The sequence below is a fragment of the Sphingomonas sp. LM7 genome, from assembly GCF_002002925.1.
Lineage (GTDB): Bacteria > Pseudomonadota > Alphaproteobacteria > Sphingomonadales > Sphingomonadaceae > Sphingomonas.
In genome coordinates this window covers 2,744,651-2,769,923 of sequence record NZ_CP019511.1, presented here as the reverse complement: position 1 = coordinate 2,769,923, position 25,273 = coordinate 2,744,651, and the positions used below count along the sequence as shown (strand labels likewise).

27 protein-coding genes and 1 tRNA gene are annotated in these 25,273 nt (G+C 65.8%); 13 read left to right on the top strand and 15 right to left on the bottom strand.

The genetic code is table 11. The annotated features are described in order from the left end of the window. The first annotated feature begins 69 nt into the window (after positions 1–69). Positions 70–627 (top strand): sigma-70 family RNA polymerase sigma factor, encoded by a 558-nt coding sequence (locus tag BXU08_RS12605; RefSeq protein WP_077510377.1) that lies wholly within the window; start codon positions 70–72, stop codon positions 625–627. Further along, entirely contained in the window at positions 620–1,315 is a 696-nt protein-coding gene (locus BXU08_RS12600) for an anti-sigma factor domain-containing protein (protein ID WP_077510376.1), read from the top strand. The genes BXU08_RS12605 and BXU08_RS12600 overlap by 8 nt, the downstream gene beginning before the upstream one ends. 8 nt (positions 1,316–1,323) lie before the next feature. On the opposite strand, the gene BXU08_RS12595 is transcribed toward BXU08_RS12600, so the two are convergent. Then, positions 1,324–2,064, bottom strand: coding sequence for a Crp/Fnr family transcriptional regulator (locus BXU08_RS12595; RefSeq protein ID WP_077510375.1), 741 nt, complete (start codon positions 2,062–2,064; stop codon positions 1,324–1,326). 152 nt (positions 2,065–2,216) lie between these two features. Between BXU08_RS12595 and BXU08_RS12590 the strand changes: the two genes are divergently transcribed. The 4 genes from BXU08_RS12590 to BXU08_RS12575 are packed head-to-tail and all read left to right on the top strand — an operon-like array spanning position 2,217 to position 6,387. Beyond that, complete coding sequence (locus BXU08_RS12590) at positions 2,217–3,179, top strand: ferritin-like domain-containing protein (protein ID WP_077510374.1); 963 nt, start codon at positions 2,217–2,219, stop codon at positions 3,177–3,179. Positions 3,180–3,199: 20 nt separating this feature from the next. Beyond that, positions 3,200–4,198 carry a ferritin-like domain-containing protein gene (locus BXU08_RS12585; RefSeq protein ID WP_077510373.1) on the top strand — a complete coding sequence of 333 codons (999 nt, stop codon included), beginning with the start codon at positions 3,200–3,202 and terminating at the stop codon, positions 4,196–4,198. Between the two features lie 2 nt (positions 4,199–4,200). Beyond that, positions 4,201–5,553: an Nramp family divalent metal transporter gene (locus BXU08_RS12580; protein WP_077510372.1), complete on the top strand. Its 1,353-nt coding sequence runs from the start codon at positions 4,201–4,203 to the stop codon at positions 5,551–5,553. A gap of 18 nt (positions 5,554–5,571) precedes the next feature. Next, the gene (locus BXU08_RS12575) at positions 5,572–6,387 is read left to right on the top strand and encodes an outer membrane protein (RefSeq protein WP_077510371.1); all 816 of its coding nucleotides are present in this window, start codon (positions 5,572–5,574) and stop codon (positions 6,385–6,387) included. Between the two features lie 148 nt (positions 6,388–6,535). On the opposite strand, the gene BXU08_RS12570 is transcribed toward BXU08_RS12575, so the two are convergent. Beyond that, positions 6,536–6,626, bottom strand: a tRNA-Ser gene (locus BXU08_RS12570). Between the two features lie 76 nt (positions 6,627–6,702). Here BXU08_RS12570 and BXU08_RS12565 point away from each other — a divergent pair. Then, positions 6,703–7,581, top strand: coding sequence for a peptidylprolyl isomerase (locus BXU08_RS12565; protein WP_077510370.1), 879 nt, complete (start codon positions 6,703–6,705; stop codon positions 7,579–7,581). A 27-nt stretch (positions 7,582–7,608) separates the two neighbouring features. On the opposite strand, the gene BXU08_RS12560 is transcribed toward BXU08_RS12565, so the two are convergent. Genes BXU08_RS12560 through BXU08_RS12545 form a run of 4 tightly spaced genes read right to left on the bottom strand, consistent with a single transcriptional unit; the run spans position 7,609 to position 11,105 of the window. Continuing rightward, complete coding sequence (locus BXU08_RS12560) at positions 7,609–8,199, bottom strand: ABC-type transport auxiliary lipoprotein family protein (RefSeq protein ID WP_077512356.1); 591 nt, start codon at positions 8,197–8,199, stop codon at positions 7,609–7,611. Positions 8,200–8,207: 8 nt separating this feature from the next. After that, positions 8,208–9,170, bottom strand: a complete 963-nt coding sequence (locus BXU08_RS12555; RefSeq protein WP_077510369.1) for an MlaD family protein — start codon at positions 9,168–9,170, stop codon at positions 8,208–8,210. Between the two features lie 7 nt (positions 9,171–9,177). Further along, the gene (locus BXU08_RS12550) at positions 9,178–9,996 is read right to left on the bottom strand and encodes an ABC transporter ATP-binding protein (protein ID WP_077510368.1); all 819 of its coding nucleotides are present in this window, start codon (positions 9,994–9,996) and stop codon (positions 9,178–9,180) included. Next, the gene (locus tag BXU08_RS12545) at positions 9,996–11,105 is read right to left on the bottom strand and encodes an ABC transporter permease (RefSeq protein WP_077510367.1); all 1,110 of its coding nucleotides are present in this window, start codon (positions 11,103–11,105) and stop codon (positions 9,996–9,998) included. Before BXU08_RS12545 ends, BXU08_RS12550 begins: the two co-directional genes overlap by 1 nt. Before the next feature lie 76 nt (positions 11,106–11,181). Between BXU08_RS12545 and BXU08_RS12540 the strand changes: the two genes are divergently transcribed. Further along, on the top strand, positions 11,182–11,853 hold the full coding sequence (locus tag BXU08_RS12540) for an HAD family phosphatase (RefSeq protein WP_077510366.1): 672 nt from the start codon (positions 11,182–11,184) through the stop codon (positions 11,851–11,853). 50 nt (positions 11,854–11,903) lie between these two features. Beyond that, the gene (locus tag BXU08_RS12535) at positions 11,904–12,374 is read left to right on the top strand and encodes a pyridoxamine 5'-phosphate oxidase family protein (protein WP_077510365.1); all 471 of its coding nucleotides are present in this window, start codon (positions 11,904–11,906) and stop codon (positions 12,372–12,374) included. A gap of 140 nt (positions 12,375–12,514) precedes the next feature. Here the strand turns inward: BXU08_RS12535 and BXU08_RS12530 are convergent, their stop codons facing one another. The 3 genes from BXU08_RS12530 to BXU08_RS12520 form a co-directional block, all read right to left on the bottom strand. After that, the gene (locus BXU08_RS12530; protein WP_077510364.1) at positions 12,515–13,720 is read right to left on the bottom strand and encodes a DUF445 domain-containing protein; all 1,206 of its coding nucleotides are present in this window, start codon (positions 13,718–13,720) and stop codon (positions 12,515–12,517) included. 88 nt (positions 13,721–13,808) lie between these two features. Next, positions 13,809–16,964, bottom strand: a complete 3,156-nt coding sequence (locus BXU08_RS12525; protein WP_077510363.1) for an efflux RND transporter permease subunit — start codon at positions 16,962–16,964, stop codon at positions 13,809–13,811. 12 nt (positions 16,965–16,976) lie between these two features. Then, on the bottom strand, positions 16,977–18,176 hold the full coding sequence (locus BXU08_RS12520) for an efflux RND transporter periplasmic adaptor subunit (protein WP_077510362.1): 1,200 nt from the start codon (positions 18,174–18,176) through the stop codon (positions 16,977–16,979). Positions 18,177–18,410: 234 nt separating this feature from the next. On the opposite strand from BXU08_RS12520, the gene BXU08_RS12515 reads away from it, so the two are divergent. Together BXU08_RS12515 and BXU08_RS12510 are read left to right on the top strand one after the other, a co-directional pair. Continuing rightward, positions 18,411–18,671 carry a GlsB/YeaQ/YmgE family stress response membrane protein gene (locus tag BXU08_RS12515; protein WP_077510361.1) on the top strand — a complete coding sequence of 87 codons (261 nt, stop codon included), beginning with the start codon at positions 18,411–18,413 and terminating at the stop codon, positions 18,669–18,671. 86 nt (positions 18,672–18,757) lie between these two features. Continuing rightward, on the top strand, positions 18,758–19,483 hold the full coding sequence (locus tag BXU08_RS12510; protein WP_077510360.1) for an SIMPL domain-containing protein: 726 nt from the start codon (positions 18,758–18,760) through the stop codon (positions 19,481–19,483). A 63-nt stretch (positions 19,484–19,546) separates the two neighbouring features. On the opposite strand, the gene BXU08_RS12505 is transcribed toward BXU08_RS12510, so the two are convergent. The 3 genes from BXU08_RS12505 to BXU08_RS12495 all read right to left on the bottom strand — a co-directional run bounded on the left by BXU08_RS12505 (position 19,547) and on the right by BXU08_RS12495 (position 20,588). After that, positions 19,547–19,801 carry a GlsB/YeaQ/YmgE family stress response membrane protein gene (locus BXU08_RS12505; protein ID WP_077510359.1) on the bottom strand — a complete coding sequence of 85 codons (255 nt, stop codon included), beginning with the start codon at positions 19,799–19,801 and terminating at the stop codon, positions 19,547–19,549. Positions 19,802–19,993: 192 nt separating this feature from the next. Next, positions 19,994–20,293 (bottom strand): DUF1153 domain-containing protein, encoded by a 300-nt coding sequence (locus BXU08_RS12500; protein WP_077510358.1) that lies wholly within the window; start codon positions 20,291–20,293, stop codon positions 19,994–19,996. 100 nt (positions 20,294–20,393) lie between these two features. After that, positions 20,394–20,588 (bottom strand): hypothetical protein, encoded by a 195-nt coding sequence (locus BXU08_RS12495; protein WP_366926557.1) that lies wholly within the window; start codon positions 20,586–20,588, stop codon positions 20,394–20,396. Positions 20,589–20,780: 192 nt separating this feature from the next. Between BXU08_RS12495 and mnmA the strand changes: the two genes are divergently transcribed. Beyond that, positions 20,781–21,890, top strand: coding sequence for a tRNA 2-thiouridine(34) synthase MnmA (gene mnmA / locus BXU08_RS12490; RefSeq protein ID WP_171982606.1), 1,110 nt, complete (start codon positions 20,781–20,783; stop codon positions 21,888–21,890). A gap of 122 nt (positions 21,891–22,012) precedes the next feature. Here the strand turns inward: mnmA and BXU08_RS12485 are convergent, their stop codons facing one another. Genes BXU08_RS12485 through pdxH form a run of 3 tightly spaced genes read right to left on the bottom strand, consistent with a single transcriptional unit; the run spans position 22,013 to position 24,290 of the window. After that, on the bottom strand, positions 22,013–22,804 hold the full coding sequence (locus BXU08_RS12485) for a PhzF family phenazine biosynthesis protein (RefSeq protein ID WP_077510356.1): 792 nt from the start codon (positions 22,802–22,804) through the stop codon (positions 22,013–22,015). Next, positions 22,801–23,715, bottom strand: coding sequence for a cation diffusion facilitator family transporter (locus BXU08_RS12480; RefSeq protein ID WP_077510355.1), 915 nt, complete (start codon positions 23,713–23,715; stop codon positions 22,801–22,803). The genes BXU08_RS12485 and BXU08_RS12480 overlap by 4 nt, the downstream gene beginning before the upstream one ends. Further along, complete coding sequence (gene pdxH / locus BXU08_RS12475) at positions 23,712–24,290, bottom strand: pyridoxamine 5'-phosphate oxidase (protein ID WP_077510354.1); 579 nt, start codon at positions 24,288–24,290, stop codon at positions 23,712–23,714. Before pdxH ends, BXU08_RS12480 begins: the two co-directional genes overlap by 4 nt. A gap of 92 nt (positions 24,291–24,382) precedes the next feature. Here pdxH and BXU08_RS12470 point away from each other — a divergent pair, with 92 nt between their 5' ends. Continuing rightward, positions 24,383–25,270 carry a Ku protein gene (locus tag BXU08_RS12470; RefSeq protein ID WP_077510353.1) on the top strand — a complete coding sequence of 296 codons (888 nt, stop codon included), beginning with the start codon at positions 24,383–24,385 and terminating at the stop codon, positions 25,268–25,270. Positions 25,271–25,273: the final 3 nt, after the last annotated feature.

Here is a 25,273-nt window from a genome sequence, read left to right as displayed (position 1 = left end):
GATAATCGGGACGGAGCCGAAACGCTCTGGTGGCGTTTACGCTTTCTGAATTGAGGCGAGGTGTTGCGGATGACGGTTGCCGACCCTGCCCGTAAGCGTCTTGTCACCGAGCTGGAGCGTGTCGCGCTGGGAGACCGGGCGGCGCTACGCACTGTCTATGAGCTGACATCGGCAAAACTGTTCGGCATATGCCTCCATGTTCTCGGGGAACGCGCGCTGGCCGAAGACGTGTTGCAGGAAGTATATCTCAAAGTCTGGCAGGGTGCCGCGGCATTCGATCCGGCGCGTGCGAGTCCGATCACCTGGCTGTGCATGATCGCCAGAAACCGTGCGATCGACTGGCGGCGCGCTGCCGGGCGGTACGACGCGGCGTTGGCCGGCGCTGCCGATGTGGCGGAGACCGAAGCGACGGAGAGTGTCGGCGAGGACACTGCAGACACGCGCGGCCTGCTCCATCAATGCCTCGACGCGCTGGAAGAATCGCCGCGCAGCTCGATCCGCGCCGCTTTTCTCGAAGGCTTTACCTATTCCGAACTGGCCCAGCGCGCGCGCGTGCCGCTGGGCACGATGAAGAGCTGGATCCGCCGCGGCCTGGCACAGGTCAGAAAGTGCATCGAAGATGGCTGACGCAGTGCTCTCTCCCGAGGAATTCGACTTGCTCGCCGCCGAGCTGGCGCTGGGTGTGATCGAAGGCGAGGACCGGGTCCGCGCCTTGCGGCTCCAGCTTGCCGACCGCAGCTTCCGCACCGCGGTAGCCGCCTGGCAGGAGCGGCTGGCGCCGATGCTGGCGGAGATTCCGAGCGCCGCACCCGGCACAGGGGTGTGGCCGCGGATAGAGCAGATGCTTGCGCCGGTGGCTTCCGGCGGAGTGCTCCGCAAGCTGCGCGCCTGGCGTGCGGGCGCGGTTGCGGCGAGCGCCGCGGCTGCGCTGTTCGCGGTGCTGCTGCTGACTCGCCCAGCGCCCGAACCTATTCGGCCGGCCGAAGCTGCGGTGGCGCAGCTGCTGGACCAGAGCGGCGCTGCGCTGCTCGTCGCGCGCTACGATCAGGCGAGCGGCACGCTGCGCGTCCGCGCCGTGCGCCTGCCCGAAAGCCAGCGCGTCCCCGAGCTTTGGGTGGTTCCCGCCGGCGGCGCCCCGCAATCGCTGGGCCTGATCAACCGAACCGGCGTGAGCAACGTCGCCGCGGAACCGGCGGTGCGCGCGCTGCTGCAGGATGGCGCAGTGATCGCCGTCACGCTGGAGCCCGCCGATGGCCTGCCGCACCAGGCGCCCAGCGGCGCGATATTGGGGTCTGCGCCGCTTTCGACGCTGTAGGCAGTCGCTCAGGCATTCCGCCCGAACGGACCGATATCGCGGCGATAATGCGCCTCGACCCCGCCATAGGCATCCCCGGCCAGTTCCTCGAGACGGGCGCGGTCGCGGATCACGATCCGCCCGCGCTGGCAGCGCACCAGGCCTTCGCCCTCCAGCACATGCATGCAATCGGTGACGCTCGCGCGCCGCACGTTGAGCGCATTGCCGACATGGTTGTGCGTCAAGGCGAGCGTGTCCTCGCCGGCGCGGTCGTGGAGCATGAGCAGCCAGCGCGCCACGCGCCGCTCGATCGGATCCGACGCGTTGGACACGATCGTGCACGCCATCTGCGTCATGAAATTGTGGACGAAGCGCAATAGAGCACTGCTGAGCGAGGCGCTGATATGGCACGCCTCGCGCAGGCGCTCGGCACCGATGGCAAGCCCGGATCCGCCCTCCATCTGGGCGATGCCGAGCAGCGGCGAGCTGATGCTGCCAAGCAGCAGCGGCCATCCGACAATCCCCTCACGGCCGACGACGCCGATCTGCGCGAAGCTTCTGCCGCCGTCGCAAAAGCCGACCATCAGCGTTTCGGGGAAGATCAGGCGCGCGAGCGGCGCATCAGGCGATACGACGACCTCGCCGGGCGAAAATCGAACACGCTGCAGATGCGGTTGAAGCAGGCGAGCGTCTGCAGGAGCCAGAAGGCGTATCAACAAGTTGGCGCACGGTTCCTGCGCCGCCGAACGCGCCATGCGATCTGCTGGCATCCTCACCTCATTGACGAACTACAGAGAAGATTCGTCAGTCGAAGCCAAAAAGATGCAGCCCGTACGCCACCGTACCCAACAGGGCCTTTGCCGGAACTTGCATATCGAGCGCCGGGTTCCCTTCCCTACTGCAACTCAGGGAGGCAGGTCCAATGACAACCGAGACCGAATTGCTCGGCGCGCTCGACGCGCGCGTGGAACGCCGCAGTGCGCGGCGTGATTTCTTCAAGGCGTTCGGAACGGCGTCGGCGATCGCCGGCGGCTTCGCGCTGGTCAACAAGCCCCAACCGCTCCACGCCCAGACCGCGCCGAGCGATGCCGACATCCTCAACTTCGCGCTCAACCTCGAATATCTCGAAGCGCAATTCTATTCCTATGCGGCGTTCGGTACGGGCCTGGCCGCCAATCTGCTGACCGGCACCGGCACCCCCGGCGCGGCGACCGGCGGACGCCAGGCGACCTTCACCGATCCGATCGTCGCGCAATATGCCCGTGAGATCGCGGCGGACGAGATCGCGCACGTCACCTTCCTGCGCACCGCGATCGGCGCGACGGCGGTGGCACAGCCCGCCATCGACATCGGCTCCAGCCCGACCGGCGCGTTCTCCAGCGCTGCGCGCGCGGCAGGGCTAATCGGCGCGGGCGCGTCGTTCGATCCCTATGCCAATGACGAGAATTTCCTGCTTGCCGCCTTCATCTTCGAGGATGTCGGGGTGACTGCATACAAGGGCGCGTCGCCGCTGATCTCGAGCAAGGTGTTCCTCGAAGCCGCCGCAGGCATCCTCGCGGTCGAGGCCTATCATGCCAGCCTGATCCGCACGACGCTCTACGCCAAGGGCCTCGCCGCGCCGACGTTGATCGACGCGACCGAGGCGATCTCGAACGCGCGCGACAGCCTCGACGGCACGTCGGACCTCGACCAGGGCGTGCGCGCCACCGGGGCCGGCGCGACTCTGGCCAGCAACATCGCGCCGCTCGACGCCAACGGCCTCGCCTACAGCCGGTCGGCGGGCCAGGTGCTCAACATCGTCTATCTCAATCGTGCTGCCGTCACCGGCGGCGGCTTCTTCCCGAGCGGCGTCAACGGCGCCCTTCGTCTGAGCGCCGCCAACTAAGCCTTACAGGGAGCTACGTCATGAACCAGCACGACCAGATCCTCGAAGTGCTCGAGGCATGCGACCAGCGCCGGGCCGACCGCCGCCGCTTCATCAAGGTGGCGAGCGCCGCCTCTGCCGCGGTCGCGGGCAGCGCGCTGCTCGCTGCCTGCAGCGACGAACCCGGCGAATTCACGCCGATCATCACGCCGACGCCGACGCCCGCGCCGGGCATCACCGATGCCGATGTTCTCAACTTCGCGCTCAACCTCGAATATCTCGAAGCGCAATTCTACTCCTACGCAGCAACCGGCGCGGGTCTACCAAGCTCGATCCTCGGCGGCACGGGAACCCAGGGGACGGTGACCGGCGGACGGCAAGTTGCCTTCGTCGATCCGCTGGTGGCGCAATATGCCCGCGAGATCGCCGCGGACGAGCAGGCGCATGTCCGCTTCCTGCGCGGCGCTATCGGTGCGACTGCCGTTGCCCAGCCGGCGATCGACATCGGCACCAGCGCGACCGGCGCCTTTTCGAGCGCTGCCCGCGCCGCCGGACTGATCGGGGCAGGGGCTTCGTTCGACCCCTATGCGAACGACGAGAACTTCCTGCTCGGCGCGTACATCTTCGAAGATGTCGGGGTGACTGCATACAAGGGCGCGTCGCCGTTGATCACCAACAAGACCTTTCTCGAGGCCGCAGCGGGCATCCTTGCTGCCGAAGCCTATCACGCCGGGCTCGTCCGCACCGTGCTCTACCGCAAGGGCATCGCCGCGCCGACGCTCATTGACGCGACCGAGGCGATCTCGAACGCGCGCGACAGCCTCGACGGTAGCAGCGATCTCGACCAGGGCGTGCGCGCCACCGGCACCGGGGCGAGCACCGCAACCAACATCGTGCCGACCGACAGCAGCGGCGTCGCCTATAGCCGCTCGGCCGGACAGGTGCTCAACATCGTCTTCCTCAACAAGATGGCGACCGATCGGGGCGGCTTCTTCCCGGCCGGTGTCAACGGTTCGATCCGCCTCAGCGCGGCCAACTAGAAATGCCGCCTTATGCCAGCGATCCCGGCCTTCCGGCGGGGATCGCTGACACTATTGAAAACGAGCGCCAGCCCAGCCTCGCCGGCGTGTTTCGCAGCGTCGCGGTGCCGGCGGGGCCGGGCAAGTTCTGGCGCAAGCTCGGCGCGTTCGCCGGCCCGGGCTATCTCGTCGCGGTCGGCTATATGGACCCGGGCAACTGGGCCACCGACATCGCCGGCGGATCGGCATTCGGCTACACCCTGCTCTCGGTCGTGCTGCTGTCGAACCTGATGGCGATGCTGCTCCAGTCGCTGTCAGCAAGGCTCGGCATTGTCACCGGGCTAGACCTCGCCCAATCGTGCCGCGACGCATATGGGCCCAAGGTCCGGCTGGGCCTGTGGAGCCTGTGCGAACTCGCCATCATCGCCTGCGATCTCGCCGAAGTGCTCGGCACTGCGATCGCGCTCAAGCTGCTGTTCGGCATCCCGCTGGTAATGGGCGTCACGCTCACCGCGATCGACGTGCTGCTGATCCTCGCGCTCCAGCGCTACGGCTTCCGCAAGCTTGAGGCGTTCATCGTCGCGCTACTGATCGTGATCGCGCTCTGCTTCGGTTTCGAGCTGGCAATGGCGCAGCCGAGCATCGCCGCGATCGGCGCCGGGCTGATCCCGAGCAGCGAGATCGTGACCAATCCGGCGATGCTCTATATCGCGATCGGCATTCTCGGCGCGACCGTGATGCCGCACAATCTCTATCTCCATTCGGCGATCGTCCAGACCCGCCGGTTCGATCGCGGCGACGAAGGCAAGCGCGAAGCGATCACGCTTGCCACGATCGACAGCACCATCGCGCTCGCGCTCGCCTTCTTCGTCAACGCCGCGATCCTGATCCTCGCCGCCTCCGCCTTTCACGGCACCGGGCGCACCGACGTTGCCGAGATCCAGGACGCCTATCATCTGCTGACGCCGATCCTGGGGGCCGGCGCGGCGAGCATGTTGTTCGGTGTGGCGCTGCTCGCCGCGGGGCAGAATTCGACGATAACGGGCACGCTCGCCGGACAAGTGGTGATGGAGGGTTTTCTCAACCTGCGGTTGCCCTTGTGGCTGCGGCGAACGATCACGCGCTCGCTCGCGATCGTCCCCGCAGTGATCGTTGTCGCATGGTGGGGCGATAGCGGAGCGGCGAGACTGCTGATCCTGAGCCAGGTGGTGCTGAGCCTGCAATTGCCTTTCGCGGTGGTCCCGCTGGTGCGCTTCACCAGCGATCCTGCGCGCATGGGCCGCTTTGCCAGTCGCGGCTGGATTCGCATCGCCGCGTGGAGCGTCACCGCGATCATCATCGGCCTCAACGGCCTTCTGCTGACTTACCTGTTCTAACGACAAAGGGAGACTATCATGCGCAGCGCGATACTGGCCGCATCCGGCATCCTCACCGTCCTCGCGATCCCGGCCGCGTCGGCGCAGGAATTCAACGGCCCGTATGTCGGGCTGTCCTATGGCTATGGCTTTCAGGGCGCGGATGACAGCGAGACGATCCTGTTCGATCGCGGCTTCGACGGCACCGACGATGTCGTGACGACGACGGCGGGCACCGACGCGTTTTCGCCGGGATTCTGCGGCGGCCGCGGCGTGGCGCTTCCGAGCGCGGGCTGCGAAGACGATCGCGACGGGATCCAATATCATGTTCGCGCGGGCTGGGACCTCCAGTTCGGCAATGTCGTGGTCGGCGCGGTCGGCGAGTTCGGCCGGAGCGAGGCGCGCGACAGCGTCAGCGCGTTCAGCACCACCCCGGCCTATTACACAATGACGCGCTCGATCGACTGGGAAGCCAATCTGCGCCTGCGCGCCGGCTACGCGTTCGGCGGCAAGACGCTGGCCTATGTGAGCGGCGGCCCGGCCTATGCGCGGATCAAGAACAGTTTCCGCACCAACAACGCCGCCAACGCCTTTCTCGACAACGGCGATTCCTACAGCTGGGGCGTCGCCGGCGGCGGCGGCATCGAACACAAGATCGCGCCGAACGTCTCGATCGGGCTCGAATATCTCTACACGCGCTACAATGACGACGATTACCGCGTCCGCGCGGTCCAGGGGATCGCCTCGCCGATCAATCCCTTCATTCTGTTCGGCGCGCCCGGCACCGAATTCCGCCGCAGCGATCCGCGCTTCGAATCCCACGCCGCCCGGGCGGCGCTTATCTTCAGGTTCTAGGAGCTCCGAGCGCCACAGCTTGGGCGCCCGTCGGATCGTACTGATACGAAACGCGGAATTAAACGGCGCTGGCGGCTAGCCGGCGCCGTCATACCTACGCTTCGACCCCGTGCGGGGAGGCTGTCATTGCTTGCGGATCTCGGGGCGATGGCGGAGCGGGTGGGATTCGAACCCACGATACGCTTTTGGCGTATACTCACTTTCCAGGCGAGCGCCTTCGACCACTCGGCCACCGCTCCGCATACCCGGAAGGCGAGGGCACTAGCCCGTGCGGGCGGGCTAGGCAAGCGCGGGCGCGCGTGCCAGTCTCGGGCAATGCTCAAGCCCTTGCTCGCGCTTTCCGCGCTCGCCGCCGCCGTTCCCGCCGTTGCCCAGACCGCGCCACCCGCCGCGCCTTCGCCGGCCGACGCCGCGGCAGCCGATTGGCAACCGATTCCCGACAGCGAATTGCTGGTGATGACGCTGCGCGGCGGGCATCAGGTCTATATCCGCCTCGCCCCGCGCTATACCCCGGCGCACGTCACCAACATCCGCAAGCTGGCCGAGGCGCATTGGTGGGACGGCACTGCCATTTATCGCGTCCAGGACAATTACGTTACCCAATGGGGCGATCCAACCGAGAAGAAGCCGCTGCCGCCGACCGTGATCGAGAACCCGCCCGCGGAATATGAATGGGCGCGCTACGATGGCGTCACCAGTTTCGCGCGCCCCGATCCCTATGCTGCGAAGACCGGCCACAGCGCCGATGGCTGGCCGGTCGCGACCGATGGCAAGGCGAGCTGGCTGGCGCATTGCTACGGCATGGTTGGCGTCGCGCGCGACATGGCACCGAGCACCGGCAGCGGCGCCGCGCTCTATGCAGTAATCGGCCATGCACCGCGGCATCTCGACCGCAATATCGCCGTCATCGGGCGCGTCGTCGAAGGCATGCAATGGCTGTCGGCGCTGCCGCGCGGCGGCGGTAGCCTGGGCATCTACGAGAACGACGCCGATCATGTCCCTATCCTGTCGGTGCGGCTTGCCAGCCAGCTTCCTGAGGACGAGCGTCCGCGCTTTCAGTATCGCGCGACCGACAATGTGCGCTTCGCCGCCTGGCTGAGCGAGCGCGAGAACCGCAAGCCGCCCTTCTTCACCGTGCCCGCGGGCGGCGCCGACATCTGCAACGCGCAGGCGCCGGTGCGCCGCGCGCCGTAGGGCGTTTCGCTCGCGAATCCGTTGGCGTTACTTGCCGACCCAGTCGGCGACTTCGCCGGCGACCTGGTTGGCGGCCTGGTTGAGCGCGGCTCCGACCAATGCTGCTTCGATCTTGGCCACCGGCACGCGTGCTTCAAAGCGGCGCTTCTCGACGACGGTCTCGGGCCCGCGGATCAGCGCGGCGTCATAGGTGACGACTGCTTCGCTGGTCTCTTCCTCGATTCCGAAGCGGCGCAGCTCGCCCATCAGATAGGCGCCCGGATCGGTGAGCGACTGGCGCGAGCTGAGCACCAGCCGTCCGGTCCTGGCGGTAATCGTGTCGCCAAGCAGCCGCTGGAGTAGCTGCGACGGGCGCTCGACCCATTGCGCGTCCTTGACGAAGGCGATCGCCGTCCCGCCCGAATGCACCGGCACGCGCGACGAGGCGAGCTCCTGCGGCAGCGACGGCACGGCGACGGTGATCGTCGCCGCGACGTTCGAGCGCTGCGATTCGCCGACCGGCAGCGTCGCGGCCGGGGTCAGCGTCAGCAGCGACTTGGGCGGCTTGCCGCCGAACGAGATGCAGCCGCTCACGGAAGCCAGCAGCGGCAGGGCAAGGAGCAAAGCGCGCTTGTTCATCTTGGTCCTCACTTGGGCTTGTAGTCAGGCAGCTTGGGCGAGCCGACCAGGCTCGAGGCACCGCCCTGATCGAGCTTCTCGGCCACCGACGCCAAGCTGGTCGACATCACGCGCAGATCCTGGACGAGCTGGCCGATCTCTGGGATCGTCTTCTTCGACAGCGCCTGCAGCCCCGGCCGCGCATCGCCGATCGTCGCGTCGAGCGTCTCCATGCTCTTGCGCGCCGATCCGATCGTGCGGTTGAGGTTGGCGATCGTCGGCCGGACATCGTCGGCGAGCACGCCGTTGGTCGTGGTGGCGAGCTTGCCCAGTTCCTCGGTCGCCAGCCCGAACTTCTGGATCGCGATCCGCGTCTCGGCCAGCGTCGCGGCGATCTCGGGCCCGCGGTCGGCGAGTGCGTCGGTCAGGCGATTGGTGTTGGCGAGGATGCCGGCAATCGAATTCTGGTTCTTGTCCCCCAGCAGGTCGGAGAGACGCTCGGTCAGCGTCGAAATGCGCTCGAGCAGTTGCGGCGCCGAACTGAGCAGCGCGCCAAGCCCGCCCTGCTTGGTCGGGATCACCGGAACGCCCAGCGGGCAAGCCGCACGCGGATTGTGCTCGGGGCAGACGATCGGCGGCGCACCCTTGACGGCGCCGTCGAGCTGGACGGTGCTCGGCCCCGTAAAGCTGCCCTGGATCGACGCCGTGGTGCCTTCGAGGATCGGCACGTCGTCGTTCACGCTGACGCGGACGCGGACCAGACTCGGATCGGGCTTCCAGAACGAGATTTCCTTCACCTGCCCCGAAGGCACGCCCGAAAAGCTCACCGCCGAGCCCGGATTGAGCCCGTCGACCGATTGCTTGAAGAAGATGTCGTACTGGCGCTCGCTGCCGCCGCCAATCCGGGCGAGCCAGACGATGAACAGTGCCAGCACCGCAAGCAGGATCAGCACCACCGCGCCGACGAGTACATGGTTGGATCGGGTTTCCATTAGAGCCTCATGTCCTCGCTTCAGCCCGCTCGGCGCTGGCCCGTTCGGCACTGGCGACCGCGGCGCGGCCGCGCGGTCCCTTGAAATATTCCTGGATCCACGGGTGGTCCAGAGCGAGCAGTTCGTCGATCGTGCCGACGGCGATCACGCGCTTGTCGGCGAGCACCGCGACCCGGTCGCAGATGGCGTACAACGTATCCAGATCGTGGGTGATCAGGAACACCGTCAGCCCCAGCGTCTTCTGGAGCGACGCGGTCAACTCGTCGAACGCGGCCGCGCCGATCGGATCGAGACCCGCAGTCGGCTCGTCGAGGAACAGCAGTTCGGGATCGAGCGCCAGCGCGCGGGCGAGGCCGGCGCGTTTCTTCATGCCGCCCGAAAGTTCGGCGGGGAATTTGGGGCCGGCATCGGGCGGAAGGCCGGTCATCACCACTTTGTACGCCGCGATCTCCTCAAGCAGCGCCTGGTCGAGCCCGGGGTAGAATTCCTTGATCGGGACCTGGACGTTCTCGGACACGGTCAGCGTCGAGAACAGCGCGCCGCCCTGGAACAGCACACCCCAGCGCTTGCGGATATTGGTGGCCTCGGTCTCCTCGCGGCCTATCGTGCTCTCGCCGAACACTTCGATGCTGCCTTCGATCGGAGTCTGCAGCCCGACGATCGAACGCATCAGCACTGACTTGCCCGTGCCCGATCCGCCGACCACGCCGAGGATCTCGCCGCGGCGCACCTCTAGATCGAGATTCTCGTGGACGATCTGCTCGCCAAAGCCGTTCTTGAGGCCCTGGACGCGGATGATCACGTCGTCCCGTTCGCGCCGCGCCATCAGATCCAGCCCACTTCGCTGAAGAACACCGCGAAGAACGCGTCGAGCACGATGACGAGGAAGATCGCCTGGACGACGGCGATCGTCGTGCGATTGCCGACCTGCTCGGCGTCTGCCTCAACCTGCATGCCTTGGAAACAGCCCGAAATGGCGATGATCGCGCCGAACACCGGCGCCTTGACCATGCCGACCCACAGATCGGTGAGCGGCACGACTTCGCGGATGCGCTGGATGAAGGTGATCGGCGGGATGTCGAGGCTGATCCAGCAAAGCAGCCCGCCGCCCATGATCGCGACCAGTGACGCGTAGAAGCCGAGCAGCGGCATCATCAGCACCACCGCCAGCGTGCGCGGGACCACCAAGGCCTCCATCGGCGAGACGCCGATCGTGCGCATCGCATCGATTTCTTCGGTGAGCTTCATCGTGCCGATCTGCGCGGCGAATGCAGAGCCCGAGCGACCGGCGACCATGATCGCCGTCATCAGCACGCCGAGTTCGCGCAGCGTAATGCGGCCGACCAGGTTGATCGTATAGACTTCGGCGCCGAACTGGCGGAGCTGCACTGCGCCCTGCTGTGCGATGACGATGCCGATCAGGAAGCTCATCAGCCCGATGATGCCGAGCGCGGAGACGCCGACGACTTCGAAGCGGTGCACGGTCGCGTTGAAGCGGAAGCGCTTGGGATGGGTAAAGACGTTCCAGAACGCGATCGTCGTCGCGCCCATGAAGCCGAGCAGGCCATATAGCGTGTGGCCGGCAACGAAGATCGCATCGCCGACTTCGCCCAGCATCCGGGTGAACGGATCGGCGGGCTTGCGCGGCAATTCGATCGGGTGCTCGGCGGCGGCGACCTGATCGAGCAGATGCTGCTCGTCTTCCTCCAGCCCCTCCACGGTCGAGCCGTGGTCGCGCGCGAAGCGATGGACCAGCCACGCGCCGACCGTATCGATCCGCTCGACTTCGCTCAGGTCGAGCTTCGCCACCGGACCGTCGATCGCATTGAGGCGATCGGGCAGGTCACGCAGACACGCAAGCGACAGGTTGCCGGTGAAGCGCAGCGTCGTGCCTTCGCCTGCGTCGATTCGCTCGAAATCTGCGCTTCCCCTCATCGCCGTCTCCTTTCGGCGATTCGCGCTGGAACGGCAAGGATTTGCTCTGGCATGCTGAGAATGCCTAGATGCGCCAATGCAGCACCTGGCCATCTACGACATGGACAAGACGATCACCGCGACGCCGACCTGGACGCGGTTCCTGGTCCATGCGGCGCGCGCGCGGGCGCCGTGGCGCCTGGCGCTGATGCCGCTGGTTGGCGTTGCCGGGCTTGGATATCTGCTCAAGCTGATCGACCGCAGCCGATTGAAGCAGCTCTCGCAGCGCCTGTTGCTGGGGCGTGCGCTCACGGTGGCGGACATGGATGCCGTCGCCGCCCGCTTCGCCGATGCCGAGTTTGAGACGGGCGTGCTTCACGATGCGCGCGAACGCATCGAGGCAGACCGCGCCGCGGGCTATCGGCTGGTGATGGCGACGGCGTCGCATGGCTATTACGCCGCCGCGATCGCCCGGCTGCTCGATTTTGACGATGTGGTCGCCACACAGGCGAGGCGCGATAGGCAAGGCCGTGTTCTCTCCCTGATCGAAGGGAATAACTGTTACGGGCCCGTAAAGCTCCGCATGATCGAAAACTGGATGGAAGGGGCAGGGATCGCCCGGGGCGACGTGCATGTCCGCGCCTATTCGGATCATGTCTCGGACGCGCCGTTGCTCGACTGGGCCGATGAAGCCTTTGCGGTGAACGCGCATGGCCCGCTGCGATCGCTGGCGCGGGTGCGCGGCTGGACCGAACTCGACTGGAGATAAAGCCGCCGGCCTGCGTTCTGCCCCCGCATAACCAATTGGGAGCAGGATTCATGACCAAGACGCTGGCCGATCTCGCCAAGATCATGAAAGACATCGATTTCGCGACGCTCTCCACCCATTCGGACGGCGGCACCATCGCCGGCCGGCCGATGAGCAACAACCGTGACGTCGAATATGACGGCGACAGCTGGTATTTCGCCTGCGAAGGCACGCGTACCGTCGAGGATCTGCGCACCAACCCGAACTGCGCGCTCAGCTTCCACGGCAAGGGCGGCCTGCTCGGCATGAAGCCGGTGTTCGTTCATGTCGAAGGCAAGGCCGAGCTGATCAAGGACAAGGCGCAGTTCGAAGCGCATTGGACCAAGGATCTGGCCCTGTGGTTCAAGGACGGCGTCGACACCCCCGGCCTCACGCTGATCAAGGTCCATGGCGTCCGCGCGCATTATTGGGATGGCGAGGATCAGGGGGAGTTCCTGCTGGAAAACGCAACGCCTGAAACGCGGGCGACCGCGACGGGCTGAACGCTATTCGCCTCCCTGGCAGGGAGGGGTCAGGTGTGGGTTGGAAAAGGTCGGGCTCGATGCCCGGCCTTTTCCTCTTTCAGCATGGGCGTCGGAGGGTTCACTTCGCGTACTTCATCCCTCCTCCGTAGGAAGGGGCATTAGAGCAGCGCATCCACCGCGTGGATCGTCACCCCGACGAGCCCGCCGACCAGCGTCCCGTTAATCCGGATATATTGCAAGTCGCGCCCGACGGCATTTTCCAGCCGCCCGGTGATCGTCTGTGCATCCCAGCCGCGGATCGTGTCCGACACCAGCCGGACGATCCCGTCGCCATAATCCGATGCCGCGCCCACTGCGGCGCGGCGCACGAAGCGATTGATCGTCTCGGCCAGCCGCGCATCGCCCTGCAAAGTCTCGCCGAGCTGGCGCAGCGCACCGCCAAGCTCTCCCGACAGCACTCTGTCGGGATCGCGCGCGAGCCGCAGCAATGCCGCACGGCCCGATTCCCACACGCCCAGCCACCAATCGCCCAGCGCCGGATTGTCGAGCAGCTCGTTCTTGAACGCCTCGATTTGCGCGCGCTTCTCGGCATCGTGCTGGAGGTCGTGCGCGAGTTTCGCCAGACCTTCCTCTGCCTTGGCGCGCAGCGGGTGGCTGGGATCCTCGGCCATGTCGCCGATCAGCTTGGCGAGCCCGGCGATGATCTTGTTGGCCAGCGTCTCGTCGAGTCCGGTCCACCGCATCACCGATCCCGAGCGCTCATGAACCATCTGGCGGATCATGTGCTCGTTCGCTTCCAGCACCTTAGCCGCCCAATGGACGATGCCATCGAGCAACGGCCGGTGCCGGTCCTCCTTCATCGCCGTGGCGAGCGCGCGCCCGAGCAGCGGCGCGATCTCGAGGCCGCGCAGCCGCTCGGCCAGCGCGCGCTTGGCCATGCCGCCCAGGCGTTCCTGGTCGAGCGCTTCGAGCATATCGGCGGCGAGGCGCCCGATGCCGGCGCGCAATCGTCCGCGGCCCGCGCCCGGATCGGCGAGCCAGCGTCCGGCCGCGCGCGCGACATCGACTCGCTGCATCCGCCGCGCGACCACCGAAGGAATGAGGAAATTATCGCGCAGGAACGCGGCGAGCGTGCCGGCAATGCGGTCCTTGTTGCGCGGAATGATCGCGGTGTGCGGGATCGGCAGGTGGAGCGGATGCCGGAACAGCGCAGTCACGGCGAACCAGTCCGCCAGTCCGCCGACCATCGCCGCTTCGGAAAAGGCGCGGAGATAGCCGATCGCGGGATGGAGATGCTGATATTGGCGCGCCGCGAGGAATATCGCCGCCATCAGCACAAGCAGCCCGGTGGCGACCAGCCGCATGCGCCGCAGGCCGGCGGGGACGGCCTCTAAAGCAAGGGGAGCGGGCGACCTGGTCACACGCTCCCCAATACTCGAACCGCGCCGAAGTTCACTCTGCCGGTTGCGGCGTGTCGTCCCCGGGCTTGTGGTCGATCGCGCCGCCGCCATGCGCCTGGCCGATCACCCGGCTGCCGTCGTCGCCCGCCTTGTACGTGAGCAGCCGGCGCGACAGCCGCGGCCCGAGCCACGCTTCGAGGCCGACCGCGAGGCTGAATATCGCCGGCACGATCACCAGCGTCAGGATCGTCGAAACGACAAGGCCGCCGATCACGACGATGCCCATCGGCGAACGCCATGAGGAGTCGCCGGAGAGGGAGAGCGCGGTCGGCACCATGCCGGCGACCATCGCTACCGTAGTCATCACGATCGGCTGGGCGCGTTTGTGCCCAGCGTCGACGATCGCAGTGAACTTGTCGACACCCTTTTCCATTTCCTCAAGTGCGAAGTCGATCAGCAGGATCGAGTTCTTCGCGACGATGCCGAACAGCATCAGGATGCCGATGAACACCGGCAGCGACAGAGGGTTGCCGGTCGCCATCAGCGCCAGCAGGCCGCCCAGAGGCGCCAGCAGCAGCGATCCCATGTTCACCAGCGGCGACATGAAGCGGCGATACAGCAGCACCAACACGGCGAAGACCAGGAAGATGCCCGAAGCCAGTGCGATGAAGAAGTTGTTGAGCATCTCCGCCTGCCACTTGGCCTGACCGACGGTCATCTGGCCGACCCCCTGGGGCAGGTTCTTCATGACGGGAAGCTCGTTGATCCTCTTCATCACTTCGTTGTTGACGAACGGCTTGCCGGTGGCCGGATTCATCGCGAGATCGGCACCCACGACGAGGCGACGCTGCAGGTTGAGCCGCTGGATGCGGGTCGGGCCAGCACCGAAGCTGATATCGGCGACCACCGACAGCGGCACCGATCCGCCACTCTGCGTCTGCACCGGCATGTTCTGGATCGTAGACAGCTTGGTGCGCGCATCTTCCTCGATCGCCACGCGGATAGGGATCTGACGGTCGGAGAGCGAGAAGCGCGCGCTGTTCTGGTCGATGTCGCCCAGCGTTGCGATACGGATCGCGCTGGAGAGCGCAGCGGTGGTAACGCCCAGATTGGCTGCGAGGTCGAGCCTGGGCTTGATGACGATCTCGGGACGATTAAGATCGCCCGCGACGCGCGGTGCCACGACTTCCTTCAAACCCTCCATCTGCTTCACCAGCGTATTTGCCGTCTGGTTCAGCAGCACCGGATCCTCGCCACCCAGCGTTACGGTCAGGTCGCGGCCACTGGAGCCCCAGCCGAACTGCGAGCGGAAGTTCACGCGCGCATCGGGGATCGCGAGCAGCTGCGGCGCAACGCGCTTTTCGAACGCAGTGCTGGTCTCCTTGCGATCTTCCTTCAGCTGCGCGGTGACGCGGCCATTGCCCACGAAACTGCGGCTGTAGATGTCGGTGACGCCGCTTTCCTTGCGCAGGATGCCCGCTACCTGCGCCACGACGCGCTCGGTATCCACAAGCGGTGTGCCTGGGACCATCTCGACAGTGGCCGTCACGCTGTCCTGGTCCTGCGCCGGCTGGAAAGTCATCGGCAGCATCACGAAACACAGGATGGTGAGGCCGAACGAGAGCATGAACGCGAGCACTGCCGACCAGCGATGGCGCAGCGTCCAGCGCAGCAGAGCGACATAGCCGTCCATGATCCGGCCTTCGCCGTGGTTGGCATGACCCTTGGCCTTGAGGAAATAGGCGGCGATCATCGGCGTGAGCAGTCGCGCCACGGCGAGGCTCATCAGCACCGCGGCAACCACCGTCAGGCCGAAATTCTTGAAGAACTGCCCCGAAATGCCCGGCATCAGGCCGACGGGAAGGAACACGGCAACGATCGACATCGTCGTGGCGAGCACCGCGACACCGATCTCGTCAGCGGCGTCGATCGACGCCTGATACGCCGATTTGCCCATGCGCATGTGCCGGACGATGTTCTCGATTTCAACGATCGCATCGTCGACCAACACGCCCGCAACCAGGCTTAGCGCCAGCAGCGTCATCTGGTTGAGCGTGAAGCCCAGCATGTCCATGAACCAGAAGCTGGGGATCGCCGAGAGCGGGATCGCCAGCGCCGAGATCGCCGTCGCGCGCCAGTCGCGCAGGAAGATGAACACGACGATGACGGCGAGGATCGCGCCTTCGATCATCGCTTCCATCGCGGTATGATATTGCTGCTCGGCATATTTCGAATTGTTGTTTAGCAGCGCGAACTTGACCTTGGGGTTGCGCTGCTCGAGCGTCTTGAGCGCCTTTTCGGCATCGTGGAACACTTCCACGTCCGACGCGCCCTTGGCCCGCTTGATGTCGAACGAGATCACCTGGTGGCCATTATACTTCGCAATGCTGCGCTGCTCGGCATAGGCGTCCTTGACGTTGGCGATGTCGGCAAGCCGCACCGTCCGTCCGCCGCCGGTCGAGATCTGGGTCTGGCCGAGGCGATAGGCGCTGTCAGCATTGCCGATCACGCGCACCGATTGCTCGAAACCCGAAATCTCGGCGCGCCCGCCCGCCGCGTTCAGGTTGACCTGCCGCAGCTGCTGATTGACTTGGCTGGCGGTGATCCCGACCGACTGGAGCTTGGCGGGATCGAGGATCACGCGAATCTCGCGATCGACACCGCCGTTGCGTTCCACGGCTGACATGCCGGAGATCGCCAGCAATTCCTTGGCGACGCTGTTGTCGATGTACCAGCTCAGGTCGGCCACCGTCATGTCGGTCGCGACTGCGGTGAAGCTAGCGATTTCATTGTCGCTCGACGTATCGACGCGGCCGATCTGCGGCTCGAGGATGCCGTCGGGCAAGTCGCCGCGGATCTGCTGGATCGCGCTGCGCACGTCCTCGACCGCGCGGTCGATCGGCATGCCGATGTCGAGCTGGACGACAGTCTGGCTGCTGCCTTCCTGGACGGTGGAATTGATCTCGTCGATGCCCTGCAGGCTGCGTACCGCCGACTCGACCTTCTGAGTGATCTGGTTCTCGAGCTCGCTCGGCGCGGCGCCGGGCTGGCTGATCGCAATCCACACGATCGGGAAGTCGATGTCCGGATCGTTGTTGACGTCCATTCGGCCGAAGCTGACGAACCCGGCGATCGTCAGCGCGATGAAGAGGACGATCGGCGGAACCGGATTGCGGATCGCCCAAGCCGAGATGTTGCGGAAGCCCATCGCTGTGCGCCTTTACTTCGACTTCTGGACGGTCGGAATGACCTTCTGGCCGGGATTGAGGAACGCGCCCGCGGTCAGCACGACTCTTTCGGTGCCATTCAGACCGCTGGGAATCGCTACCCCCGCTTCGGTGACGTCGCCGGTGGTTACCCCGCGGCGGACTGCCTGGTTCTTGTCGTCGATGATATACACGAAATTGCCGTCGGCGTCGCTCTGCACCGCCGATTGCGGCAGCATCACTGCAGTCACTCCGCCGGCGATGATGCGCGCGCTGGCAAAGCCGCCAGGACGCAGCGCCGGATCATATTTCAGCGAGACGCGCGCGATGCCCTGGCGAGTCTGCGGATCGATCACCGGCGAGACCTGCCACACTTCGCCCTTGAAAACCTGGGTCGTGCCGGTCGGCGTTACTTCGGCCATCGAACCGGGGCGCAGCCGTTGCAGATCGACTTCGGAAAGCTGGGTGCGCAGCTCCATTTGCCCGCCCTGCGCCATACGGAAGAGCACGCCCGAGCCGGCGCTGACGATCTGGCCCGGCTCGACCTGGCGCGTCAGCACCAAGCCCGCTTCGGGCGCACGGATGTCGAGGCGGCGGTTGCGCGCCTGAGTCTCGGAATATTGCGCCTGGGCGACGCGGACCCGCGCCTGCGCCTGATCGCGCGCCGCGGTCTTGCGGTCGATATCGGCCTTGGAAATGAAGCCGTTCGCGACGAGGCGCTGGGCGCGATCGAGCTCGGCCTGGGCAAGGCGCGCATCGGCCTGCGCTACGCGCACCGACGCTGCGAGCGAGTCCGCGGTCTGCACCTGGACGCTGCGGTCGACGGTAGCGAGCACTTGGCCCTTGCCGACCCAGCTGCCCGGCTCGACGAGGACGCGGGTGACCACGCCGCCTTCGCCGGCGACGCCCACCGGCATCTCGCGGCGCGCTGCGAGGCTGCCGGTGCCGGTGACGATCGTCGCGACCGTCTTGCGGCCGGGCGTTGCGACGGTGACCGTCGGGATCTGCGACTGGCCCGCACCGCCGGGAGCGCCCTTGGCGGCGGCGCCCTTGGGATCCGCGGGCTTGGAGCCGCTCATCAGGAAGAAGGCGAGCACGCCCACCACCACGATCGCGGCCGCCGCGATCCAGAGCCACTTCCGGCTCTTGCGCGTTTCCTCGCCGGTGAACTCCAGCCGCTCCTGCCGTCCGAACATCCCTGCCTCATAGTTCATGTGCGAGCTTTCGAATTCGGCCGAAACGGCCGATGCCCCCTTGATCGCACTGTATTAGATGAATAAAGCACCGGCTACAAGAGCCGTTTCGCCTTTGTTGCTGCGCAATGCCCGTTCTGGACCTTTTTCGCAAGCGCAGGGTCGTTCGGTCCAAGAAACGGTTGCAATGAAGGCCACGTGGCGCGACGCTTGTGTCCGGCCGCGTATCTGGCCGAAAAACGGGAGGGGGACAGCATGCCCAACGGTATCCTCGGCTGGCTTTTGATCGGCCTCGTTGCCGGCGCGCTCGGCAAGCTCATCATGCCGGGGCGCGATCCCGGGGGGATCATCGTGACGATCCTGTTCGGCATCATGGGCGCCCTGCTCGCTTTCTATCTCACGCCGTTGCTCGGCCTGAACATCCATGACAGCAGCTGGCAGGCCTATGCCGCGGCGACCGCGGGCGCCGTCGTCCTGCTGCTGTTCTACCGGATGGTGATGGTTCGCCGGATCTGAACGGCGCCAGTCCGGCTCGTTCAGCTTGCGTGCGGTCGGCCTGGGGCAGTGCCGCGCAAGCAACACCTGAATACGGGAGACTATCGATGATTCGCCTGGCCTTGTTCGCCACTGCTGCTGGGATGACGCTCGCCACCATGTCGGCATCCGCGCAGGAAGCCCGCCCGGTGGTGATGCCGATCGACGGCACCCTGCTCGACGTGTCGGCGGAGGGAGTCAGCACGCGCACGCCCGATCTCGCGGTGATCCAGGCAGGTGTGGTCACGCAGAATGCCACCGCCGGCGATGCGATGCGCCAGAACAGCACGCGTATGGCGACGGTGCTTGCGGCGCTTCGCCGCGCAGGCGTCGCGGAGCGCGATGTCCAGACCTCGAGCATCCAGCTCAGCCCGCAATATCGCTATGCGGAGAACCAGCCGCCGGTGATCACCGGTTATCAGGCGTCGAACCAGGTGACGGTGCGCTTCCGCGACATTGCGAAGAGCGGCACGATCCTCGACACGCTGGTGCGCGAGGGCGCCAACAACATCTCGGGCCCGAACCTGACGATCGAAAAGCCCGAGGCCGCGCTCGACGAAGCCCGCACGTCGGCGGTGGCCACTGCCCGTGCGCGCGCCGAACTCTATGCCAAGGCTGCCGGACTGCGCGTCGATCGCATCCTGTCGATTTCGGAAAGCGGCGCCGCCCAGCCGCCGATGCCGATCATGGTACGCGCCGAGCGTTTCAGCGCCGCACCGCAGGCGGATACCCAGATCGCCCCGGGCGAACAGGAACTGCGTGTCGCGCTCTCGGTGCGCTTCCTGCTCAAATAAGCCTGACATGAAAAAGGGGCCGCCCTTTCGGGCAGCCCCTTTTTTTGCATTGGCCTCGTGCGTTTAGCGGACGGCGCCGCGACGAACGAGATTGACGATCGCCAGAAGGATGATCGCACCCAGCAGCGATACCAGGAACGTCATCGGCGTGATCGCGCCGTTGTTGATCGAGCCGCCGAACAACAGGCCGCCGATAAAGGCGCCGACAATGCCGACCACTATGTTGAGAAAGATGCCCTGCTGGGCATCGGTACGCATGACAATGCTCGCCAACCAGCCGACGACGCCGCCAATGACGAGCCAAACAATAAGACCCATGACAAGTCCCTTCCCTAATTAACCCGGTTGGGCCGGGCGACGGAGGGGAAATCCGCAAACACTCATGTTGGTTCCGTATCGATATTTCGATGCGGTGGCGGAACCTTCCAGCTATTTAGCCGTGCCGCAGACGAAAACGGCGCGCTCCAGGGGTACTGGAACGCGCCGCTCAGGCCCGATGGGAGGGCTGTCTCAATATTTTTGCTGGCGCTCGTACAGCGAACGGTAATGCTGGATGCGCGTCACGCGCAGCCCGGGCATGCCCGATCGATCGATTGCCCGCTGCCAACCGGCGAATTCTTCTACGGTGAGGCTGTAGCGCTCGCAGACTTCGTCGACGCTCAGCAGCCCGCCATTGACCGCGGCAACCACCTCGGCCTTGCGGCGCACGACCCAGCGGGTCGTCTGGGGTGGGGGCAGCGTGTCTAGCGTAAGCGGCTCGCCGAGCGGCCCGATCACTTTCGCAGGACGGATCTTCTGGTTCTCAATCATCTACTTGCCTCATCGGGGCGGGGGCCCCCGTTACTCAACTTCAACGACCAATATCGGCAGCGTTTGAACATCGGCTAAAACGCCTAGGTAAACGCCGGCTTCATTCCTCTTGCCACCGCAGGAGCGACACCGCGGCTGCACGGTGAAAAGCGCCATGGGCGGGCGCGAGAAGCGCATCGACCGGTGCCGAGAGCGCGAGCCTGGTCTGTACGCATGCCGTGGGACTCGCCGCCTGGCGGGCAGCGACGCCCACCAGCAGCACCGCCAGTTCGGTCGGCATGGCGGTAACCGCCACGTCGCGATCCAGTCTGGCAAAGCTCAAGTCCACAGATTCGAATCCAGTTCACTCTCTTGGTCGGCCAGCTTTAGCCAATCGGGATGAAAGGGCCGTAAAGCTCATGGGAACGGACGCTTAACTTGAGTTTCCAACCCGTTGCGTTTCGCCCCCGGGCTGGATCGTAACGGCACATGCGCCTATGTGCGGCGCGTGATTCCCGTGGATTTCCAGCTCGCCGGGCCGCTTTCGAAGCGGCGAATCGTCGTCGCCATGTCGGGCGGAGTCGATTCTTCGGTCGTCGCCGCGCTCGCGGCGCGCACCGGCGCCGAGACGATCGGGGTCACCTTGCAGCTCTACGATCATGGCGAAGCGGTGGGGCGCGCCGGCAGCTGCTGCGCCGGCCGCGACATCCGCGATGCGCGCGCGGTGTGCGACAAGCTCGGCATCGCGCACTATGTCTTCGATCACGCATCGAGCTTTCGCGAGACGGTGATCGACGATTTCGCCGACGAATATCTCGCCGGGCGCACCCCGATCCCGTGCGTGAAGTGCAACATGGGGCCCAAATTCACCGATCTCTTCGCGCTCGCACGCGATCTCGGCGCGGATTGCCTTGCCACCGGTCATTATGTCCGCCGCGTCGAAGGGCCACAGGGCGCCGAGCTCCACCGCGCCGCCGATCCGGCGCGCGACCAGAGCTATTTCCTGTTCGCCACGACCCAGGCGCAGCTCGATTTCCTGCGCTTTCCGCTGGGCGGCCTGCCCAAGCCGCAGGTCCGTAAACTAGCCGCCGAACTCGGCCTCGGCGTCGCGGGCAAGCCCGACAGCCAGGATATCTGCTTCGTCCCCGACGGCGACTATGCCTCGCTGGTCAAGAAACTGCGCCCCGAGGCCGAAACCAGCGGCGACATCGTCGATGAGAGCGGGCGGAAACTCGGCGCGCACAAGGGGCTGATCCACTTCACCGTCGGCCAGCGCCGCGGCCTCGAGATCGGTGGCGCGCCCGAGCCCTATTACGTCCTCCGGCTCGATCCGGTGACTCGCGACGTCGTTGTCGGCCCCAAGCGCGCGCTCGCGGTTCGTGCCGCGCGGATCGAGAACGTCAATTGGCTTGGGGATGACCAGGTCGGCGAGATGACCGTCAAGGTCCGTAGCATGGCGAAGCCCGTGCCGGTTCGGATGGCCGAGGATCGCCTCGTTTTCGAGACTCCCGAATATGGCGTCGCCCCCGGCCAGGCGGCCGTGCTTTACGCCGGTGATCGCGTGCTGGGCGGCGGCTGGATCAAGGAAACCGAGCGGGCGGAGATGGCGGCGGCTTGAACTCTATTTCCCTCTCCCCTTGTGGGAGAGGGAGGGAGCCGATGAAATCGGCGGAAGGGTTAGGGGGAGTCGCCGCAGTCTACGCCCCCTCATCCTTCCCTCTCCCACAAGGGGAGAAGGAATTAGAGGGAGAACTCGCCCTCGATCACCGTCACGCACTTTCCGCCGAGGATCACCCGGTCGCCGTCGAGCTCGCAGCCGACATGCCCGCCGCGCCGGCTCGCCTGGAAAGCGGTGAAATGCTTCCGCCCAAGCCGCGCCGCCCAATAAGGCACCAGCACCGCATGCGCCGACCCCGTCACCGGGTCCTCGTCAATCCCCGCGGCCGGCGCGAACACCCGGCTGATCACATCGGTGTCGATGCCCGGCGCGGTGACGATGTTGAGCGTGTCGCCCAATGCGGCCAGCGCGCGAAAATCGGGCGCCAGCGCCAGCACCGCCTCGGCGCTGTCCAGCACTGTCAGGTCATAGCCGCGCGGATGTCGCAGCGTCTCGCCCTGCGCCACGCCAAGCGCGTCGAGCAGTCCAGGCAGCGGCTGCGGCTCGGGCGCATAACCCGGCAGCGCCATCAGATAGCCCTCGCCGTGCCGCGCCACTTCGAGCACGCGAGACTTGCGCGTACGAAAGCGGACCAGATCGCGATCCTGCTCGCGACCCAGCACATAATGCCCACTCGCCAGCGTTGCATGGCCGCACAGCGCCACCTCCACCGCCGGCGTGAACCAGCGAAGCTCGAAATCGGCTTCGCCGCTGTCGTCAGGCACGATGAATGCCGTCTCCGACACATTGTTCTCCTCGGCGATGGCCTGAAGCACGGCATCGTCGAGCCAGGCGTCGAGCGGTATCACCGCCGCCGGGTTGCCGGTGAACGGCCGGTCGGCGAAAGCGTCGATCTGGGCGAAGGGCAATTTCATCGCGTGTCCTTGAGCAAGTCGGCTTCGGCGAGCGGATTGTCGGGTTCGTCGACCTGACCCTCGGGATCGACATGGATCAGCACTTCGGTGCCCGGAAACTCCTCGGCCAGCTCCTTTTCGAGCCGCTCGACCACGTCGTGCATTTCGAGGAGGGTCATGTGCGGGTCCATCCAGATGTGAAACTGGACGAAATCCTTCGATCCGCTGGTCCGCGTGCGCAGGTCGTGGAGGCCGATCAACTCGGGATGCCGCGCCGCGACCTCGACGAAGCTGCGGCGCTTCTCTTCGGGCCATTCCTTGTCCATCAGCTGGTCGATCGCATCGACCGAGGCACGCCACGCGCCATAGAGCAGCCACAGCCCGATCACGATGCCGAACACTGCGTCGGCGCCCGCAAGCCCGGCATAGCTTTCCAGCGCCAGTGCCGCGATCACTGCGCCGTTGAGGAACAGGTCCGACTGATAATGCACCCGGTCCGCGCCGATCGCGACCGATCGCGTGCGGCGGACCACCGATTGCTGGTAGCTGGTCAGCGCCAGCGTCACCAGGATCGCGACCACCGATACGCCGATGCCATATTCGGCGTCCGTGCTGGTCTGCGACGAGACCAGCCGCTCGCCGGCACGCCAAAGGATCAGGATCGCGGAGACCGCAATCACCACGACCTGGAACAAAGCGGCCAGCGCTTCGGCCTTGCCGTGGCCGAAGCGGTGGTCGTCATCGGCGGGCAGCGCCGCGACATGCACTCCGCCCAGCGTCACCAGCGAGGCGACCAGGTCGAGCAGGCTGTCGGCCAGGCTGGCCATCACCGCCACCGATCCGGTCCGCCACGCCGCCCATGCCTTGAGGCTGCCGAGCAGTACCGCGCATGCGACGCTCGCCAGCGCGGCCCGGCGCGCGAGATTGCTCACGGGTACAGCAGTCCCTCGCTCCAGCCCTCTCCGTCGCGGACGAACAGCCGCCGCTCGTGGAGCCGGTGCGCGCGGTCCTGCCAGAACTCGATCCGCGCCGGGGTCACGCGATAGCCGCCCCAATGCGGCGGCCGCGGCACGTCGCCGCCCTCGAACCGCGCCTGCACCTCCGCATAGCGCGCCTCGAAAGTCTCGCGCGTATCGAGTGGGCGCGACTGTTCGGAGGCCCAGGCGCCCAGCTGCGAATCGCGGCCGCGGCTGGCGAAATAGGCGTCGCTTTCGGCATCGCTGACATGGCCGACCGCGCCTTCGATCCGAATCTGCCGGCGAAGCGATTTCCAGTGGAACAGCAAAGCGGCCTTGGGCACCGCGGCCAGTTCGCCGGCCTTGCGCCCCTGGCGGTTGGTATAGAACACGAAGCCGTCGGGGCCATGCCCCTTGAGCAGCACCATCCGTACCGAGGGTTGCCCCTGCGCGTCGGCCGTGGCCAGCGCCATCGCGTTGGAATCGTTGGGCTCGCTCGCCCGTGCCTCGACGAACCATGCGTCGAACAACTGGAAGGGGTCGGTACTCATCGCCCTGCCCTCTACGCCGCCGCCATTTTGGTGTCGAGGAACGGACTCACTTCTGGGGAATTGAATCGGCTTCGCAACGACGGAGACGGATCATGGCCGCGCGCGCCTATTGGCAGGGACAGATACGGCTCGCGCTGGTTTCGATCCCGGTCGAAATATACTCCGCGACCAAATCGGGCGCGCAGATCAGCTTCCACCAGATCCACGAGCCCTCGGGCCAGCGGATCAAATATGAGAAAACCGCGCCGGGCGTCGGCGCGGTGGATGTCGACGAGATCGTCAAGGGCTTCGAGATCGAGAAGGGCGAATATGTCCTGCTCGAACAGGACGAGATCGACGCAGTGAAGCTCGAATCGAAAAAGACGCTCGAGCTCACCCAGTTCGTCGATGCCGACGAGATCGACGTGCTCTATTACGAGAAGCCGTACTTCGTCGTCCCCGCCGACGACCTCGCCGAAGAAGCATTCATCGTGCTGCGCGAGGCGCTGCGACGCAGCCGCAAGGTGGGCTTGGGCCAGCTTGCGATGCGCGGTCGCGAATATGTCGTCAGCCTCAAGCCGTGCGGTCGCGGTATGGTATTGGAAACATTGCGTTATGCCGACGAAGTCAACAAGGCGCAGGGCTATTTCCGCGACATTCCCGACAGCGAACCCGATCCAGAACTTCTCGGTCTCGCGGAAACGCTGATCGATAAGAAGGTCGCCAAGTTCAATCCGGCCGGGTTCCACGATCGCTATGTCGACGCGCTCAAGGACCTGATCGAGCGCAAGAAAAAGGCCAAGGGCAAGAAGATCATCGAGGACAAGGACGCCGGCGCCCCCAGCCGCGGATCGAACGTCGTCGATCTGATGGCGGCGCTCAAGAAGTCGCTGGAAAAGCCCGAGGCGAAGTCGAGTGCGGCGGTGAAGACCAAGCCGGCCAAAGCGCCAGCGAAGAAGGAGGCGCCCGCCAAGAAGGCGCCGGCGCGCAAGCGGGCCTGATCC